This window comes from Serratia sp. CoH_122_TC_1 (assembly GCF_058191755.1).
Genome location: NZ_JBXWLA010000010.1, coordinates 116,802 through 134,657, shown reverse-complemented (window position 1 = coordinate 134,657; position 17,856 = coordinate 116,802). Strand labels below are relative to the sequence as shown.

15 protein-coding genes are annotated in these 17,856 nt (G+C 54.5%); 4 read left to right on the top strand and 11 right to left on the bottom strand.

Annotated elements, in window-relative coordinates; genetic code table 11:
- Positions 1–93 precede the first annotated feature (93 nt).
- The 9 genes from recC to rppH all read right to left on the bottom strand — a co-directional run bounded on the left by recC (position 94) and on the right by rppH (position 10,269).
- The gene (gene recC, locus AC2FC2_RS14710; RefSeq protein ID WP_490659451.1) at positions 94–3,465 is read right to left on the bottom strand and encodes an exodeoxyribonuclease V subunit gamma; all 3,372 of its coding nucleotides are present in this window, start codon (positions 3,463–3,465) and stop codon (positions 94–96) included.
- Positions 3,466–3,498: 33 nt separating this feature from the next.
- Positions 3,499–3,801 carry a prepilin-type N-terminal cleavage/methylation domain-containing protein gene (locus tag AC2FC2_RS14705; RefSeq protein ID WP_490659465.1) on the bottom strand — a complete coding sequence of 101 codons (303 nt, stop codon included), beginning with the start codon at positions 3,799–3,801 and terminating at the stop codon, positions 3,499–3,501.
- A 28-nt stretch (positions 3,802–3,829) separates the two neighbouring features.
- Entirely contained in the window at positions 3,830–4,276 is a 447-nt protein-coding gene (locus AC2FC2_RS14700) for a YgdB family protein (RefSeq protein ID WP_490659450.1), read from the bottom strand.
- Positions 4,273–4,851: a prepilin peptidase-dependent protein gene (locus AC2FC2_RS14695; protein WP_265556480.1), complete on the bottom strand. Its 579-nt coding sequence runs from the start codon at positions 4,849–4,851 to the stop codon at positions 4,273–4,275. The genes AC2FC2_RS14700 and AC2FC2_RS14695 overlap by 4 nt, the downstream gene beginning before the upstream one ends.
- Positions 4,839–5,345: a prepilin peptidase-dependent protein gene (locus tag AC2FC2_RS14690; protein ID WP_265556482.1), complete on the bottom strand. Its 507-nt coding sequence runs from the start codon at positions 5,343–5,345 to the stop codon at positions 4,839–4,841. The genes AC2FC2_RS14695 and AC2FC2_RS14690 overlap by 13 nt, the downstream gene beginning before the upstream one ends.
- A gap of 269 nt (positions 5,346–5,614) precedes the next feature.
- On the bottom strand, positions 5,615–6,409 hold the full coding sequence (gene thyA / locus AC2FC2_RS14685; protein ID WP_490659449.1) for a thymidylate synthase: 795 nt from the start codon (positions 6,407–6,409) through the stop codon (positions 5,615–5,617).
- A gap of 7 nt (positions 6,410–6,416) precedes the next feature.
- Positions 6,417–7,289, bottom strand: coding sequence for a prolipoprotein diacylglyceryl transferase (gene lgt / locus AC2FC2_RS14680; RefSeq protein WP_209639792.1), 873 nt, complete (start codon positions 7,287–7,289; stop codon positions 6,417–6,419).
- Positions 7,290–7,482: 193 nt separating this feature from the next.
- Positions 7,483–9,729, bottom strand: a complete 2,247-nt coding sequence (gene ptsP, locus AC2FC2_RS14675; RefSeq protein WP_209639789.1) for a phosphoenolpyruvate--protein phosphotransferase — start codon at positions 9,727–9,729, stop codon at positions 7,483–7,485.
- A gap of 12 nt (positions 9,730–9,741) precedes the next feature.
- Entirely contained in the window at positions 9,742–10,269 is a 528-nt protein-coding gene (gene rppH / locus AC2FC2_RS14670) for an RNA pyrophosphohydrolase (protein WP_209639786.1), read from the bottom strand.
- Between the two features lie 696 nt (positions 10,270–10,965).
- Here rppH and mutH point away from each other — a divergent pair.
- From mutH to AC2FC2_RS14650, 4 genes are all read left to right on the top strand, one after another.
- The gene (gene mutH, locus AC2FC2_RS14665; RefSeq protein WP_209639783.1) at positions 10,966–11,652 is read left to right on the top strand and encodes a DNA mismatch repair endonuclease MutH; all 687 of its coding nucleotides are present in this window, start codon (positions 10,966–10,968) and stop codon (positions 11,650–11,652) included.
- Positions 11,653–11,746: 94 nt separating this feature from the next.
- Positions 11,747–12,463: a TerC family protein gene (locus AC2FC2_RS14660; protein WP_209639780.1), complete on the top strand. Its 717-nt coding sequence runs from the start codon at positions 11,747–11,749 to the stop codon at positions 12,461–12,463.
- Between the two features lie 174 nt (positions 12,464–12,637).
- Complete coding sequence (locus AC2FC2_RS14655) at positions 12,638–12,856, top strand: YgdI/YgdR family lipoprotein (protein ID WP_135317776.1); 219 nt, start codon at positions 12,638–12,640, stop codon at positions 12,854–12,856.
- Positions 12,857–13,192: 336 nt separating this feature from the next.
- Complete coding sequence (locus AC2FC2_RS14650) at positions 13,193–14,233, top strand: NADP(H)-dependent aldo-keto reductase (RefSeq protein WP_130381893.1); 1,041 nt, start codon at positions 13,193–13,195, stop codon at positions 14,231–14,233.
- 37 nt (positions 14,234–14,270) lie between these two features.
- Here AC2FC2_RS14650 and lplT read toward each other — a convergent pair whose 3' ends face one another.
- Positions 14,271–15,467, bottom strand: coding sequence for a lysophospholipid transporter LplT (gene lplT, locus AC2FC2_RS14645; protein ID WP_490659448.1), 1,197 nt, complete (start codon positions 15,465–15,467; stop codon positions 14,271–14,273).
- Positions 15,467–17,620 (bottom strand): bifunctional acyl-ACP--phospholipid O-acyltransferase/long-chain-fatty-acid--ACP ligase, encoded by a 2,154-nt coding sequence (gene aas / locus AC2FC2_RS14640; RefSeq protein WP_490659447.1) that lies wholly within the window; start codon positions 17,618–17,620, stop codon positions 15,467–15,469. The genes lplT and aas overlap by 1 nt, the downstream gene beginning before the upstream one ends.
- Positions 17,621–17,856: the final 236 nt, after the last annotated feature.

Here is a 17,856-nt window from a genome sequence, read left to right as displayed (position 1 = left end):
GTACGTTATGTACGACCAGAGCTAACCCCGATAGTTGAATATAACCCTGATTATTTTTACCACCACAAGGCAATCAGTACCACTGGGGGATTGTTACCCAAGGTTATGCCTTGCCACCGGCAGAAGATAACGCTCTGTTTCGGCCAGAATTTGCGCTAAATAAATATTATCCAATTGGCGGAACACCCGCTGTACATAGGGATCTTCACCCTCGCCAGGAATACGCTGATCGCCCTGCCAGGCTTGCAGCAGTTTCGCCCGAGCCTTGGTTTGTACTTCGTCATCCCAATCAATCTGCTGCGTTTCAGGCTGGTAGCACTGGCTCAGCCACGCCCAACCACTTTTGTTCAGCAAGAGTAACGGTTGACACAGGCCGCGCTGGTAACCCGCTACCAGCTCAGCCAAGTGCTCGTGTGCCTCTTGTGCGCTTAACGCGGCAAAACGCCAGGCTGCCCCCTTACGCCCGTAAATACGGCTTTCTCCCGTGCCACCGACGCAGCAATACACCAGATGTTCCAGCCACAACAATATCCCATCAACCGCCGACAACGTTGACGGCCGCCAGCGCAGCAGCCCATCGTCTTGAACCTGATGCAACCACCCACTGATATTCACCCCGGCAATATCGATATCCAGTTCCAGGCTATGTCCCTCTCGTCGTTCAGCACGCACCTGTTCGGCAAGTTCGGTCATCTCTTCCTGCTGCTTCTGCCAATAAATTTCGCCGAAGGGGCCAAAAGGCAAACCGCCAGCGGCACGTACCCGCTGAAACAGGCGCGTAGCGTCCTCGCCATCAATCAAGGTGTTCAGCAATTGGCTGTTGAACTGATAGCGGCTGAGGTTATCCAGGGTAAAGGGTTCTTCATCCGGTAATTCGGTTTCTTCCAGAATGAAACTGACGCCCAACCTCAGTTGGAAGAACGCACGGACAGGGTGACGGTAGAACCGCAGCAAATCATCCAACGAGATCTGCGTTTGCGGCTCTGGCAATAACGGCTGATTAAACGGCGGATGTGCCGCACCGCGCCTATCGGCGGCAGGTAACCACTCTGCCGCATAGCTTTGATCTTCGCTGCCGGGCAGAAAGTTCTCTGCGGCAAACGGCATGCGTGAATGCCAGTTGAGCAAATGTTGACCCACGCGCCGAGCGCTGCCATCGGCGTCCAGCTTTTCATCGCCCGGCAAGCAATAGCTTTGCTCCAGGTACTCCAACAATTCAGTCACCAATACCGAGGGGTAACGCTCGCTGTTATCCTGGATAGAACGGCCAATAAAGCTGATATAGAGCCGTTTCTGTGCCGACAGAATCGCTTCCAGGAAAAGATAACGGTCATCATCACGGCGACTACGGTCGCCACGCTTCATCTGTTGCGCCATCAAGTCAAAACCCAGCGGTGGCAGAGTGCGCGGGTAAACCCCGTCGTTCATGCCCAGCAGGCAAACCACGTCGAACGGAATGGAACGCATCGGCATCAGGGTGCAAAAATTGATTTGCCCGGCGAGGAAGCGTTGACTGATGCGTTCTTGATCAAGGCGCGCGGCCAGCTCGTCACGCAATATAGACAGCGGCACGTCATCGGGATAGCGCGCCGCCAACCCGAACTCGAACACTTTGTTCCACTCCCGCTCTATCAGTGCCAACACCACTTCGGTTTCGTCATCCTGCTCGAAGAAGGTCTCAAGCAGTTGTCGACACAGCGGTTGCCATTCGGTCAGGGAGCGTGCCTGCCCCAATCGTTGCCGCCAGCGGCTCAATGCAGCCAGCAGTTCCGCCAGTTGGCCAGCCAGTTCAGCAACTAACCCGCTCGATTCGTCGTAAGGTAATACGCCCTGCCAATCACCGGCGTTGCTGTCCATGGCGTAACCCAGCAGCATACGGGTAATCCCGAATTGCCAGGTGTGCTGACCGGTCGCGGGCAAGTCCAACTCGCGTACGTTGTCGTCATCCAGGCCCCAGCGCACGCCAGACTCGCCGACCCAGTGGCGCAGCAGGCGCAGCCCTTCCTCACGAATGGAGAAACGCGCAGCCAGCGCCGGGACTTCCAACAGAGCCAGCACTTGTTCTGACGTAAAGCGACTCTGGGGTAGATCCAACAGCGAGATAAACGCCTGCAACGCAGGATGCGCCTGGCTGGCCTTTCGGTCAGAAATGGCAAACGGCAAATAACGTTCAGGTGAGGCGTTGCCGAACACCGCCTGAATATAAGGCGTGTAGCTGTCGATATCCGCCACCATCACAATGATATCGCGAGGCGTCAGCGTGGGATCGTCCGCCAGCATACTCAACAGCTGGTCGTGCAATATTTCAACTTCACGTTGTGGGCTGTGGCAGGCATGCAGACTAATGGAGCGATCGTCGGGATCAAGCTGGCGTTTAGTGGCGCTACTTTCCAACGTTTCCGGTGTGGTGCCGATCACTGCGCTGTTCTTCAACTCCAGCATATCGTGTTGAATGGCATGCAGCAGATTGTCCGCAGGGACATCAACGAAAGCAAAAACCTCTTGTGAGGATTCAATCTGCGAAAGTAAAAAGTGATGATCCCGCCCCAGCTTGCCCCATGAGGCCAGTAACGGGTTCGGCAAGTCTTGTTCACCCTCTTCATTGAACAGCGAAGCGGCATTATCCGGATCCCTGAACAATGCATATTCCGTTTTATCGCGATAGTGCTGCCGTTTACGGCTCTGTAACTTCGCCAGGAATGACGGGCTCTGGATATCGCCCCAATAGTAACGGCACGGATTGGTGAACATCAGGTGAATATCAATGTGCTTTCCCAATGCCTGCAGCGCTTCCAGGTATACCGGCGGTAATGCGGAAATGCCGCAGATAAATACCCGTGGCGGCAATCCCACCGGCGGCTGATCCGCACTTTCCAGTGCCTTGATAAAGCGACGGTACAAATTGGCACGGTGCCATTCCGGTTGCCCCAACGCCTGAGTGTATTCGACCAGCCGCGCCCACAGCGGAGCCTGCCATTGCTGTGCTTCCGCCAGTCCGTCTACGCGTTCGCCTTTCTGCCAACTTTCCAGCCATTGCGGGCGGTACACCAAATATTGGTCGAACAGGTCTGCCACCCGGCCAGCAAGCTGGTGAATTTTACGTTTGTCGCCGTCGTCGGTGAGGTAATGCTGCAACGGGGCAAATTCAGGTTGGGTGAGCAGATCGGGCAGCAGCCACATCAGCTTCCAGGTCATGGCGTCTTTGCTAAAGGCACTCTCTTTCGGAATACCCGGCAAAACTCGCGTAAACATCTCCCAGATGAAGGTTGCAGGCAGTGGGAAAGCGATATTGGCGGCGATGCCAAACTGTTCGGCCAGTTGCATCTGTAGCCACTGCGCCATACCGGGGCTCTGCACCAATACCACTTCCTGTTGAAAAGGATCGGCCAATGGCTCTCTGGCTATCAACGCGCTGGTCAACGTTTTCAGCAAATCCAACTGATTGGAATGATAAACCCTAAACATTGGGAGCTCCCTTAAAACAAAATGACTGCCGGATTACTGGCGTTTGCAGTACCAACGGCTGAGTTTCGCCCACTGTCGTTGGGGCGTTTGTATTTTTACCGTCAGCCTTTGGCAGAACGCCTGCGGAGTGCTCAGCTCAGTATCAAGCAGCCACTCCGGCGCAGGTAGCGGCAGTCCGGCATCCACACGCCCAGTTGCGGCGAAAACGTCTAATTGCTGGTGCGCTAACGACCAAGCTTGCCGATACTGCCACTGACGCTGGAACGACTGCAACAGCACCTGATGATACTGTAACAATCCCAGTAGTGACACCGCGAACAGCAACGCAGCAATCATCACCTCTGGCAGACTGAAACCTTGCTGCTTACTCTGCACAGTCCACCTGTTTTTTTTCCGGGCAAAAATCCAGCCAGCCCCCCGCCTCTGCAACCAGCACGATCGAACTTTCCGCCCCGTCAGGCTTCGTCCGTTGATATATCCGCAGCGGCTCTCCATGATTCATGTCGGCTTCACCTCGCACCAGCACAATACCCGTCTGAGCGGACAATTTTGCGCAGGCACGCAATGCAGCGGTTTTCTGGCACCACCACCCATTGGTGGCAAGGCGGTCGCGTGGCCAGGATTGTGCCACACCCCAACTGAGTGCCGAAATAGCCTGGTTATAAGCCTGTAAGTAGCGCTGCTCGTCGGCCGCCACCAGTAAGGCACTGTCCAGTTGGCGATGCTGAGCATTCAGTAACATCAGCCCCATCACCAACAGCATCATCACCGCCGCCAAGGTACTGCCCCCTCGTTGCTTGCACGCATTCATGGCAGCGAGGCCATATTAACTGCCCAATGCAAACTGCGCCGTATACCGCTATTGGCTTTCGAGCGACCGGTCAATGCCAGCGAAACCCAGGTTTTGCCCCCATCCCCCGCGTTGGCTTTGACGTCAAAAGTTTCAATGCGCACTTCGTCGCTATCGAGTAGGCGTTCCCATCCCGTGCCATTGCAGTGTCTCACACCACGCTGCCCTTCCAGCATGCCCTGTCGAAGACGATAACCAAAGTAATCAGCATCAGTGCCGGTGTCTGCCCACTGACCGTTGCGAGAGACGTCGTAGGCCACAATCACGCAGCTGCCCGCCGCCTCACCGCTGGCATGGCTAATCAGCAGAGGCTTTCCGGGGCACTGACCCGCACAGAAACCGGCACGGCGTAGATCTTTCTCTATACCAAAAGCCAACTGCCGCAGCACCGACTCCAACCGATAATAGCGGCCGACATCAACACTGTGCTGACGCAGCACCGGGTAGGTCTTAGCGGCAGCAAGCGCAATCAGGCTGCCGAATGTGAGTGCCAGCATCACCTCCGGCAAAGTAAAACCACGCTCTAAGACTGACATAATGGAATCCCCCGTATGCTTTGCCCTTCACTGCATAGTCGGAGCCGCCCCTTGCCGGACAACACGAGCCGAAGGCTACCAGCCCCATTGCTCAATACAATATGCCCGGCTTGTGCATTGTTACGCAGGCCATAGAAGCCCATCTCTTTTTGGGTATAACCCACCAGTTGCACATCCGTGTAGTGCGGGGTGAACACGTCATCGCCGAGCGCGTTGCAATCGGCAGGGGCTTGCCCGCTGCTGATGCACCAGGGGACGCCGGTTTTAAAACCCAGCAATGCCGTGCGATTGCGCCAGTTAGCGTCCGCTTGCATCCGTGTGAGAAAGGCCAGCAACTGTTGGGCGGTATGCTCCAACCGCAAAGCCTGCTGGTAATCACGCCAATGGCTGATCCCTGCGCCGGTTAGCACACCGGCCAGGGTCATAACCACCAACAGTTCAATGAGTGTCATGCCACGTTGGCCTGTAAAGTTAAACGTCGTCTCATCATTCATAGCGGCCAGTGTAAGCCAGTATGCCGCGGGATAAAGCGCCCGTTAGCCGACATGAATTACGCCACGCAACCTTTGGATGTAACGAGTGGAAAAGCCTAAAAAAATGCGAAGCAGAACGCAAAGGTAAACAAGGCAGAGGCAGAGGCAGAGGCAGAGGCAGAGGCAGAGGCAGAGGCAGAGGCAGAGGCAGAGGCAGAGGCAGAGGCAGAGTTAGAAAAAAGTAAGGGCGCAACCCGTGCGCCCTTAGCAATAATTTATGGCAAGAAAAATTAAATGGCAACCGGTGCCTTGATGGCAGGGTGCGGATCGTAACCTACGATTTCAAAATCGTCGAAACGGTAATCGAACAGCGATGCCGGTTTGCGTTTGATCAGAAGTTTTGGCAATGCACGCGGTTCGCGGGTCAACTGAAGCTGGGTTTGTTCCATATGGTTGCTGTACAGATGCGTGTCGCCACCTGTCCAGACGAAATCACCCACTTCCAGATCGCATTGCTGCGCCATCATATGCACCAGCAACGCATAGCTGGCAATGTTGAACGGCAGGCCCAGGAACACATCACAAGAACGCTGATACAGCTGGCAAGACAATTTCCCGTCTGCCACATAGAACTGGAAGAACGCGTGGCACGGTGCCAATGCCATCTGATCCAGCTCACCCACGTTCCAGGCAGAAACGATGATACGGCGCGAATCCGGATCCTGTTTCAATTGGTTCAGCACGGTGGTCAATTGATCGATCTGACGACCGTCCGCTGCCCCCCAGGCTCGCCATTGCTTGCCGTACACCGGGCCAAGATCGCCGTTTTCGTCAGCCCATTCATCCCAAATGCTGACGTTGTTTTCCCGTAAGTAAGCCACGTTGGTGTCACCGTTCAGGAACCACAGCAGTTCATGAATAATTGAACGCAGGTGACATTTTTTGGTGGTAACCAGGGGAAACCCTTCCTGCAAATTGAAACGCATCTGGTGGCCGAAAATCGACAACGTGCCAGTGCCGGTACGGTCGGCTTTAGGGGTGCCCTCGGCGAGCACTTTGTTCATCAAATCCAGATACTGTTTCATTTGTTCCTCACGACAGTTGTTGCTGCGGGCGACGACGATACGCCCAAATCATCATAATAATACCGGCCACCACCATAGGAATGGACAGGATCTGCCCCATGCTGATTACGCCGTCGAACAGGCCGAGCTGGGCATCCGGCTGACGGAAAGCTTCGACAATAATACGGAATGCACCATAACCAATCAGGAACAGGCCGGAGACGGCGCCCATTGGCCGCGGTTTGCGGATAAACAGGTTCAGAATGATAAACAGCACCACGCCTTCCAGCAGCAATTCATACAGCTGGGACGGGTGACGCGGCAACACTCCGTATTGGTTCAGGATCGGCAACAGCTGCGGGTCGGCGGCGGCAAGCGCCACGTCTTCGCTGCGCGAACTTGGGAACAGCATCGCCCATGGGGTATCGGTCGTCACACGGCCCCAGAGTTCGCCGTTGATAAAGTTGCCCAAGCGGCCGGCACCCAAACCGAATGGGATCAGCGGGGCAATAAAATCGGAAACCTGGAAGAAGGTGCGTTTGGTGCGACGAGCGAACCAGAACATCACCAGGATCACCCCCATCAAACCGCCGTGGAACGACATGCCGCCATCCCAGACTTTAAACAGATAGAGCGGGTTATCCAGGAACAGCGGCAGGTTGTAGAACAGCACATAGCCAACGCGGCCACCGACGAACACACCGAGGAAACCGGCATACAGCAGGTTCTCTACTTCATCCTTGGTCCAACCGCTGCCTGGCTTGTTGGCACGGCGCACCGCCAGCCACATGGCAAAAACGAAGCCAACCAGGTACATCAGACCGTACCAATGCAGAGAAACCGGGCCGATAGAGAAAATCACCGGATCAAATTTAGGAAACGCCAGATAGCTATTGGTCATCTATCACCACAACATGTCTATTATTCTTCCCCATCCGGGGGCGGCAGGTGCCAAACGCGGTGAAACACAGCAGGAACACTCTTTTTCCGTTGCTTTCAACGCAGTTGAGGAGGCGGATAATAGCATAAGCTTAACCCCCTCCGGTCTGGCCTGCTGGGAAAAGTTCTGTAAAAAAATCAGTCAGCCCGTGACCTTACTTACCGCCGCGGATCAAACCGCCCATGCCACGCCGCTCCATAAACGCGGCAACCTGATGGCGTACTTCGGTGGTCATTTGTGCGTTCAGTACCCGCTGCGTCAACACTTCGGCGTCGGATAGTTCGATATGTCGCAACAGATATTTGATGCGCGCCACGCTGCGGCCGTTCATGCTCAGATTGCGATACCCCATGCCCACCAGCAACAGCGCGCCCATTGCGTCGCCAGCCAATTCACCGCACAAGCTGACCTGTAGCCCGACGGCCTTGGCCTGAACGGCAATCAACTTCAACACCTGCAACATGGAAGGATGCAGGCTGTCATACAGCGACGCTACCCGGGTATTATTGCGATCTACCGCCAGCAGATATTGCGTCAGGTCGTTGGTGCCCACCGAAATAAACTCAACGCGCCCGGCCAGATGCGGGATCATGAAGATCATCGACGGCACTTCCAGCATGATGCCCAGCTTCGGTTTCGGGATTTCATACCCGAGAACCTCTTCCACTTCTCGCCCTGCGCGGTCGATCAAACGCCGAGCCTCGTCGATCTCTTCCAGGCTGGTGATCATCGGCAGCAGAATACCCAGATTGCCCGTGCCCGCATTGGCACGGAGCATGGCCCGCACCTGAATCAAGAATATTTCCGGTTGATCCAGCGTGATACGGATACCGCGCCAGCCCAAGCAGGGGTTTTCTTCGCTGATCGGCATATACGGCAGTTGCTTATCGGCGCCGATATCCAGCGTACGCAGCGTCACTGGCTTATTCGGATACAGTTGAAGCATGCCTTGATACTGCGCGACTTGTTCTTCTTCAGAAGGAAAACCGCTTTGCAGCATGAAGGGGATTTCAGTACGGTACAGGCCAACGCCGTCGACCCGCCCACCCAGCAATTGTTCGTGTTCCGGGCTAAGGCCAGCATTGAGCATGACCTGAACACGCTCGCCACTTTTGAGTTGGGCCGGCTGCTCAACGTCGTCCTCAGCCAGCTTGCTTAATTCTTGTTCTTCGCTGATCAGCCGCTGGTATTCCTGAACCAGTACCGGCTCAGGATCCACCAGCAGTTCACCGCGATAACCATCGACAATCAACAGCCGCTGACTGAGCAGCGCAGGCTGAATATCTGCCCCCATCACCGTCGGCACGCCCATCGCACGCACCAATATCGCCGCATGGGAGTTGGCAGCACCGTCACGCACAACAACACCGACCAGCCTGTCCTGCGGCATTTCGGCCAGCAGTGTGGCAGTCAGCTCATCGGCCACCAGTACAAAACGCGCTGGCCACTGAGTCGCACCTTGGGTGGTGTCGTCGAGGTGGAACAAAAGGCGTTGGCCAAGCGCACGCAGATCGCTTGCACGCTCGCGCATGTAGGTGTCTTGCAGGCTGGCGAACTGCGCGGCAAAGACTTCAATCACCTGTTTAACCGCCCATTCAGCCACAGAACCGGCATCAATCTCGGCAAACAATTCGCGTTTAAGACGGGCGTCGTTCAACAGGTGAGAATAGAGATCGAAGATCGCCGCGCTCTCTTTTTGCGAGCTGGCGGCAAAGCGCTTGCTGAAGCGACGGAATTCCGCCCCGGCTTCTTCAAGCGCCTGAGTCAGGCGTTCCCGCTCGCTCGCGGTATCGAGCGTCGAGGCCTTATAAACTTGATCGAGTGAAGGCTGGCTGCTGTCCTGCCAGCCCTCCGCCACCGCAACGCCCGGTGAGGCCGCCAGTGCGCGAATACGCGTCTGTCGGTATTGACCGAAAATGGCGTTAAGCTGTGACTGCGAGAGGATCCCGGCCATCTGCGTGGCAAGCGTCACCATGAAGGATTCTTCGCTTTCGTCAAACTGACGTAGCTCACGCTGCTGCACCACCAACACGCCCAGCAATTGGCGGCGATGAATGATCGGCACGCCGAGGAAGGATCGGAAACGATCCTCCTTCACCTGAGGAATGTATTTGAAGCTGGGGTGACTTTGCGCATCCGCCAGGTTAATAGGCTCCGCACGGCGCCCGACCAACCCGACGACACCTTCATCAAATGCCAACGCGATGACACGCCCACGCGGTTTTTTTAACCCGCGTGTCGCCATCAGGTAGTAGCAGCGGCGGTCGTTGTCCGCCAGATAGATGGAACAGACCTCCGTATCCATTGCCAGACAGGTTTCATTAACCAAAAGATCCAGCGCATCTGTCAGACTGGCCGCCGCGGCCACCTTCTCAACAATTTCTCGCAAGCGCGTGAGCATAGTCGGCTTAACTTAACCTCTCTTCCGGCGATAAGCGGGGATCTGCCGCTGTGCTGCCTGCTCCTGCATTGGCATCACGGTCACGGCGAATTCTTTCATCACCCGGCGGTATACGTCACGTTTGAACGACACCACCTGGCGCACCGGATACCAAAAACTCACCCAGCGCCAACCGTCAAACTCCGGCGTGCTGCTGCGTTGCATATTGATATCAGCGTCATTGCACATTAACTGCAACAGAAACCATTTCTGCTTTTGGCCGATACAAACCGGCTTTGTGTCCCAACGCACCAAACGTTTTGGCAATTTATAGCGCAACCAGTTGCGGGTTGAGGCCAGGATACGCACATCCTTTTTACTCAGCCCCACTTCTTCGAACAGCTCACGGTACATTGCCTGTTCTGCGGTTTCACCAGGGTTAATCCCACCTTGGGGAAACTGCCAGGAGTGTTGACCGTAACGGCGAGCCCACAGGACTTGCCCCTGACGATTACAGATTACGATACCAACATTCGGGCGGTAGCCATCATCATCGATCACCGGACTACCTCGATAAGCTTAAATTCGCATAGATACCCTGATTGTTTCACACAAGCTACAGGCGGTAAACCACTGCTTTGCGGCCCTGCAAACCGGATAACATTGGGATAACTCACAGATAATGGCAAAGTTATAAACATGCAGGGCAATTTCACCGCGGTTTTATTCACTTTTTCTGTGGATAGGTGTGTGAAGAACTCAAGGGATAAGCCGGTAAAACTCTGACAAGCTCAAAAACCCATAAAAAACGAAAACCAAATTAATACCTTTAAAATAAGAAGTTATGGATTTATCAACAGACATGTACAGAGCAAAAATGTGATCTATGTCCGTTAAGGATCCTGGCCTGGTGAAAGATCCACCAACGTCGTTTTTATCCACAGATTATTCGTGTAAGTTACGCACAAAACGGACAATTTCGCAAAAAGGTGCCCACGTCAAGGCTGTAAATCGAACCAGTGATCGGTAAAAATTTGGGTTATCCCATAAATCTGTGGATAAATAGGTGTAAGATCCTGTTTATTGTCGGTGGCTTCTGGTGCACAAGCGTCGTCAGGAATTTTCTCCCCGCCATGTGTCAGAAAAAAAGTCATGAAAAATCATGCTACTATTATTCTTTTCCCCAGCCACTTCCGGCAAAAGTTATCTGTGTACAAATGCAGTACGTTTTTCAACCAAATCTAACAGGCTTGTATTATGGCGTTTTTATCTCCTCTGCCCGCTCCTCCCAAAAACGAGCAACAGCTGTTTGAACGGGCGCAACAGCTTGCCGGTTGCAGCCTGGGTGAGCTGGCCGAACGCGCACAGTTGGCTATCCCTAAGGACCTGAAGCGCGATAAAGGCTGGGTTGGCATGCTGTTGGAACAATATCTTGGCGCCATGGCAGGCAGCAAACCGGAGCAGGATTTCCCCGAATTGGGTATCGAGTTAAAAACGATTCCGATAGACGCCGCCGGTAAACCACTGGAAACCACCTTCGTCTGCGTTGCCCCCTTAACCGGCAATAGCGGTGTAACCTGGGCCAGCAGCCACGTGCGCTATAAACTGGCGCGTGTATTGTGGATCCCGGTTGAAGGTGAACGGCAAATCCCGCTGGCGCAACGTCGCATCGGTTCTCCGTTGTTATGGAGCCCTAACGCGGTTGAAGAAGAAATGCTGCGCCGCGACTGGGAAGAATTGATGGATTTGATCGTGCTCGGCCACGTCGAACAGATCACGGCTCGACACGGTGAAGTACTGCAACTTCGGCCCAAGGCCGCCAACAGTAAAGCGCTAACGGAAGCCATCGGTGAACAGGGGCAGCCGATCCTCACCTTGCCGCGCGGCTTTTATCTGAAGAAAAGTTTTACCGGCGCGCTATTGGCAAGACATTTTCTCATCTGATCGCGTTTGTTTAGGTCACGTTTAGCTAACGGTGTCGCCGTATCAATAAACGGGTATAATTCAGCCTTGGCTTTTTATTAAGGTGTGCTGGGCAATGTTCGAGTGGATTGTGGATCCCAATGCCTGGTTAGCGTTAGGTACGCTGACCATTCTTGAGATCGTTCTGGGTATTGATAACATTATTTTCCTTTCCCTGGTGGTGTCCAAACTGCCGAAAGCGCAACAGAATAAAGCGCGCCGTCTCGGGTTGGCGGGTGCAATGTTAATGCGCCTGGGGCTGTTGGCCTCTATCGCCTGGGTGATCCGTCTGACCCACCCGCTGTTTACCGTGATGGAACACAGCATTTCCGCACGCGATCTGATCCTGCTTCTGGGCGGGTTGTTCCTGATTTGGAAAGCCAGCAAAGAGATTCATGAAACCATCGAAGGCTCAGAGGAAGAACACAACACGAAAGTGCACAGTTTCTTTGGCGCCATCGTACAAATTATGCTGCTGGATATCATTTTCAGCCTGGACTCGGTGATCACCGCAGTAGGTCTGTCTGACCACCTGTTTATCATGATGGCCGCTGTGGTCATTGCCGTTGGCGTCATGATGTTTGCCGCCCGCCCGATTGGCGAGTTTGTTAACCGCCACCCTTCGGTGAAAATGCTGGCGCTGGCATTCCTGATCCTGGTCGGCTTCACACTGATGTTGGAAAGCTTCCAGGTACATGTACCAAAAGGCTACATTTACTTTGCGATGTTCTTCTCAATGTCGGTTGAAGCGCTCAACTTGATGCGCAGCAAGAAAAAGCAGGTCTCTGAGTAATGCCTCTGCGGGAGTGTGCAAAAGCCGCTCCCGCAATATTGTCCGCCGTTCCCAACGCTGCTCGATCCCACTTTCTCTTACAGAGATAAGGACTTATCCGAAACACGGCGCATCTAGAGTTTGCTAATCTAAGAAGAGACTTCTTTTCTGCATACATAAACGAGGATCGGCAGGATGAAAAAGTGGGTAATGGCAGTTTCGGCACTGGTTATCGCCGCCGGGTTGGCGGGATGTTCCAGCGATTACGTTATGGCGACTAAAGACGGCAATATGATCCTGACCCAGGGCAAACCGGAAATCGACAAAGATACCGGCCTGATCAGCTATAAAGATGAAAAAGGTAACAGTCGCCAAATCAACGGTGATCAGGTTTCACAGGTTATCGAGCGTTAAACACCCTGACTATACCCTATAGCTTTCACGTTGCAGCCAGGCCCCCAGCTCGTTTGTACCCAAATATTGTAGGGACGAGTTTATTCGTCCCTACAGTCGCTGAAGTCAGTGACAAATCTGCCGGGAACCTATTTGATCGCCGCAGCTTGAAAGACCGCCTCTGTGATACACGATAGCCGCCTCTCGCACTGAATCCTCTTCCCCCATCTTCTCCGCTTGGTTATAGTCGAGAAAGGCGATATACCGCCTTGCAGGCTGTTTGCCGCAGCCTGCCCTTTGGCTCCTGTTTCACCGGGCGGTACAGCCCGTAGCGCTAACATGAAAGGAAGGCCGTTAATGCAATACCACCGTATTCCCCACAGTTCTTTAGAAGTGAGCGTGCTGGGACTGGGCACCATGACCTTTGGCGAACAGAACAGTGAAGCCGATGCCCACGCGCAACTCGACTATGCATTAGCCGCTGGCGTCAACCTGATCGACACCGCAGAGATGTACCCGGTACCGCCCCGTCCAGAAACCCAGGGGTTGACTGAGCAATACATCGGCAGTTGGATCAAGGCACGCGGCAATCGTGAGAAGATCGTGCTGGCCAGCAAGATCGCCGGACCGGTGCGTGGCACCGATAGCAGCATCCGCCCGCAGCAGGCATTAGACCGCAAAAATATCCGCGCAGCTCTGGATGCCAGCCTGAAGCGACTAAACACCGATTATCTCGATCTCTACCAGCTGCACTGGCCGCAGCGAGCGACCAATTTCTTCGGCAAGCTTAATTATCAATACACCGACGATAAAGCCACCGTCACCCTGCTGGAAACGCTGGAAGCCCTGACCGAACAGGTACGTGCCGGTAAAATCCGCTATATCGGGGTGTCTAATGAAACGCCATGGGGCGTGATGCGTTATCTGCAATTGGCTGAAAAGCACGAGTTACCGCGCATCGTCTCTATTCAGAACCCCTACAGCCTGCTGAACCGCAGTTTTGAAATAGCCCTGGCCGAGATCAGCCAGCATGAGGGCGTCGAACTGCTGGCCTATTCCAGCCTGGCGTTCGGTACGCTCAGTGGCAAATACCTGAACGGTGCCAAGCCTGCCGGAGCGCGTAATACGCTATTTAGCCGCTTTAACCGCTACTCTGCGCCGCAAACGCAGCTGGCCATTGCAGAATATGTCGCATTAGCCAAAAAACACGGGCTGGATCCGTCACAAATGGCGCTGGCCTTTGTACGTCAGCAACCTTTCGTTGCCAGTACCCTGCTGGGCGCCACCACGTTAGAGCAACTGAAAACCAACATCGACAGTTTCGACGTGGTGTTGAATGAAGACGTTCTTCAAGGGCTGGAAGAAATCCATACCCGCTTTACTATTCCTGCACCATAAATCATGTGGGGCGCGTAAATGAACCGCGCCCCATCTGTTATTTTGCCCGCCGCTGCGACAACCACAGTGCGCTTATCGCCAGCGCAAACACCACGCCAAAACCAATTCCTACGCCAACCACCGGCACGCTGACTTTCACCGCCAGAGAATACAGCCCGAGCATCAGCAACATTGCGGTGTTCTCTCCCAGGTTTTGCACCGCGATCGCATTGCCTGCCCCCACCGAGTTTTTGCCCCGTTCCTGTAATAAGGCATTCAGCGGTACCACAAAGAAGCCGCCCAACACGCCGATAATCAACAACACCACATAGGCGTTAAACAGGGTCGTTTGCAGTGCAAATACCGCCACAGCGACACCGATCAAAATCCCGGCAGGCATGCAGCGTTTCACCGTCTCCAACGTGACAAAGCGCGCGGCGGCACCGGTCCCCACCACAATCCCAACCGCCACCATCGCATTGAGTAGCGTTGGCGTGGCGTTATCCGTGATACCGAGCGCCACGGGTACCCACAGCACCAGCAGAAAACGCAGTGTGACCCCTGCGCCCCAGAACAGGCTGGTACCAATCAATGAAAAACGTGTCTGACCATCGCGCCACAGCACCACGCAAGCGTTGAAGAAAGCGCGAGTCATGGCACGCGGCGTCCAGGAAACCGCCGGATGCGCCGCCGGCAAGCGCGGAATATACAGGTTGGCGATCACCGCAGCCGCATAGACCAATGCACACACCGCCAGCGCCGCCACGATATGCCAATCGGCCAATATACCACCGGCCACAGAGCCAATCAGGATCGCAGCAATAGTGGAAGCCTCCATCAGGCCGTTGGCCTTGACCAGTTTTTCACCGCCGGTGATCTCCCCCAGAATGCCGTATTTTGCCGGCGAATAGGCTGCGGCGCCGACACCCACCAGGCTATAACCAAGGAACGGATTGAGCCCAAAACAGATGACCAGTGCGCCAGCCAGCTTCAATCCATTGGACACCATCATCACTCGCCCCTTGGCGAAACTGTCGGCGACCTGACCGACAAAGGGAGCTAGAACGATGTAGGTCGCGACAAAAGCCATTTGCAAAATCGGCTGACTCCAGTCCGGGTAGAGTTGTTGTTTGATCAGCGCCAGCGTGGCGAACAGCAACGCATTATCGCCAAAAGCGGACAGGAACTGCGCACAGATCACGGCGATCATACTGCGTGAAAGCAGAGGTGAATCAGTATTCAACGTCGAGCTCATCAGACTGTCTCCGGCTGTTCAGCCATGTTACGCAGGGTCACAAAGTCCGGCTTACCGCTGCCAAGCACCGGCAAGGTTTTCAAAATGCGAATATCACGCGGCACTGTCAGCTCGGGGCTGCCCAACTCACGAGCGACCCGTAGCAACGCTTCACGGCTCATGCCTGCTGCCGTGGTAAACAGCACCAGCGCCTCGCCCTTGCTGCTATCGCTTTTCACCGTAGCAGCGTGCTGCCCTTCTGGCGCTGCACGTTGTGCCAACAGCTCAACACTCTCTAGCGAAACCATTTCACCCGCCAGTTTGGCAAAGCGCTTCACTCGACCACGGATCACACAGTATCCCTGTTCGTCTAATGTGACGATATCGCCGGTATCATACCAGCCCGGTTGCAGGTTACCCTGTGCATCCTCTGCCGCCGGTGGTTCCAACTCGCCCGGACGCTCCACCCGCAAATAGCCCTTCATGATATTCGGCCCTTTCAACTGCAGACGCCCGCCGTTATCAATGCCTGGTACCGCGATCAGCCGCGCCTCCATCTTCGGCATAATGCGCCCCACCGTACCGACCTTAGCCGCCAGCGGTACGTTGATCGACACCACAGGTGCACATTCTGTTACGCCATAGCCTTCGAGGATGCGAATGCCATATTTGTCCTGATAAATTTGTTTGGTGCTGTCTGCCAGCTTTTCCGCGCCAGCCACGACATAGCGTAAACGGGCAAAATCATAAGGATGGGCAAAGCGTGCATAGTTATTAAGGAAGGTAGCAGTACCAAACAACACGGTGCAGTTGCGGTCATACACCAGCTCCGGTACCACGCGGTAATGGAGCGGACTGGGATAGAGGAAAATACGGCTACCGGTCATCAGCGGCGTCAACAGCCCGACCGTCAGGCCAAATGAGTGGAACAAGGGTAGCGATGACATAAAGCGATCACGTGGCGTGAAATCAGCAATGGTACGGATCTGCTCAACATTGGCCAATAAACTGGCGTGAGAATGCACCACGCCTTTTGGATTACCTTCCGAGCCCGAGGTAAACAGGATCAACGCAGCATCGTCAGGCCGCTGTGGCAGCATTGCCCGCGCAGGTTGCAACAAATGGCGAAGGATCCACAATTTGTCCGTCAAAGTAACGGTATCTTTCAAATCCTCCAGATAGACCCAGTTAGCTTCAGGTACCTGCTGCGGTAAATGCGTCAATTTGCCCTTCTCCAGAAACTGGCGCGAAGTGACAATGGTTTTGATACTGGCGGCGGTCATGGCGCTTTTCAGGCCATTGGATCCGGCGGTGTAATTGAGCATCGCCGGAATACGGTTACGCAGCGAAGCGCCAAAAATCACTGCGACAGTGATAGTGGCATTCGGCAATAGCATGCCGACATGCTCACCCTCGGCAGTAAAGCGTTGCAGGATACGGCTGACACCCAGAGCCTTTTTGATCAACGTCTGGTAGCTGTCTTCCTTAAAGTTAATATCCTCGATGCACGGCTTACGGCTGCCGTAACGGTGCTGTGCTGCCAGCAGGGCTTGAAACAAGGTCTGTGGTTCGCGGGTATCCATACGTGCCTGCATCATGATCTGATGCAAACGGTCCCCGGCAAGCGCACGGCGATCGCGGGCACGGGGGGCAATCGGCATCGGCAGTGACGTTGGGGGTAAGATCCGGATGCTGATCTGTGGAAACCAGCGGATCTTGAACACCCCAGCCATACGGCCAAAGGGGCTGAATTCAGCACCATCGAGCCGAATGGGCACCAGGGTCGCCCCCGATTTAGCGGCAATAAATGCAGCGCCATCGTAAACCTTCATCAAGGATCCGGTAACGGTAATCCGCCCTTCAGGAAAAACCACAATCGGTCGTCCCTGTTCCACCCTGCGCACCAGCTGCTTGATGGCCATCGGTTTTGTTGGGTCGAGTGAGACAAAATCGATATAGGGCCGCAGCCAACGCATAAACCAACGATCGCCAATGCTGGCATAAACGGCAAACACCGGTTTGATCGGTAAGAACAGCGCCAACAGAATGCCATCAAGGAAGGAGATATGATTGGGTGTAATCAGCAACTTTGGCTGATCAAAATGCCGGGCGTCACCTTCGACACGTACCCGGTACAACAGGCGGAACAACACCCGCAGCATAGAAAAGATCATGCCCTTCTCCCTTTGGCCCAAAATGAGTGTATCCCCAATCGATCTCAAGGAGCGGGATGGCCGCCAGCATACGGGCCCCCTAGCGCTTACAGAAGTAAGTCATTGGGGCGCAGCCAACACACCAGCGCCTTGAAAGGTAAAGGGGATAAATGGTTGTTGGGAAAAGAATACTATATGGCAGATAGCAGGCAAAAAAAAACCTACGCATCCGCGTAGGTTGGTGCAATTGAAAATGG

Excerpts from the sequence above, each read along its gene's own strand:
- recC (WP_490659451.1), bottom strand. The coding sequence starts at position 3,465 with ATGTTTAGGGTTTATCATTCCAATCAGTTGGATTTGCTGAAAACGTTG.
- AC2FC2_RS14705 (WP_490659465.1), bottom strand. The coding sequence starts at position 3,801 with ATGATTGCTGCGTTGCTGTTCGCGGTGTCACTACTGGGATTGTTACAG.
- AC2FC2_RS14700 (WP_490659450.1), bottom strand. The coding sequence starts at position 4,276 with ATGAATGCGTGCAAGCAACGAGGGGGCAGTACCTTGGCGGCGGTGATG.
- AC2FC2_RS14695 (WP_265556480.1), bottom strand. The coding sequence starts at position 4,851 with ATGTCAGTCTTAGAGCGTGGTTTTACTTTGCCGGAGGTGATGCTGGCA.
- AC2FC2_RS14690 (WP_265556482.1), bottom strand. The coding sequence starts at position 5,345 with ATGAATGATGAGACGACGTTTAACTTTACAGGCCAACGTGGCATGACA.
- thyA (WP_490659449.1), bottom strand. The coding sequence starts at position 6,409 with ATGAAACAGTATCTGGATTTGATGAACAAAGTGCTCGCCGAGGGCACC.
- lgt (WP_209639792.1), bottom strand. The coding sequence starts at position 7,289 with ATGACCAATAGCTATCTGGCGTTTCCTAAATTTGATCCGGTGATTTTC.
- ptsP (WP_209639789.1), bottom strand. The coding sequence starts at position 9,729 with ATGCTCACGCGCTTGCGAGAAATTGTTGAGAAGGTGGCCGCGGCGGCC.
- mutH (WP_209639783.1), top strand. The coding sequence starts at position 10,966 with ATGGCGTTTTTATCTCCTCTGCCCGCTCCTCCCAAAAACGAGCAACAG.
- AC2FC2_RS14660 (WP_209639780.1), top strand. The coding sequence starts at position 11,747 with ATGTTCGAGTGGATTGTGGATCCCAATGCCTGGTTAGCGTTAGGTACG.
- AC2FC2_RS14655 (WP_135317776.1), top strand. The coding sequence starts at position 12,638 with ATGAAAAAGTGGGTAATGGCAGTTTCGGCACTGGTTATCGCCGCCGGG.
- AC2FC2_RS14650 (WP_130381893.1), top strand. The coding sequence starts at position 13,193 with ATGCAATACCACCGTATTCCCCACAGTTCTTTAGAAGTGAGCGTGCTG.
- lplT (WP_490659448.1), bottom strand. The coding sequence starts at position 15,467 with ATGAGCTCGACGTTGAATACTGATTCACCTCTGCTTTCACGCAGTATG.
- aas (WP_490659447.1), bottom strand. The coding sequence starts at position 17,620 with ATGATCTTTTCTATGCTGCGGGTGTTGTTCCGCCTGTTGTACCGGGTA.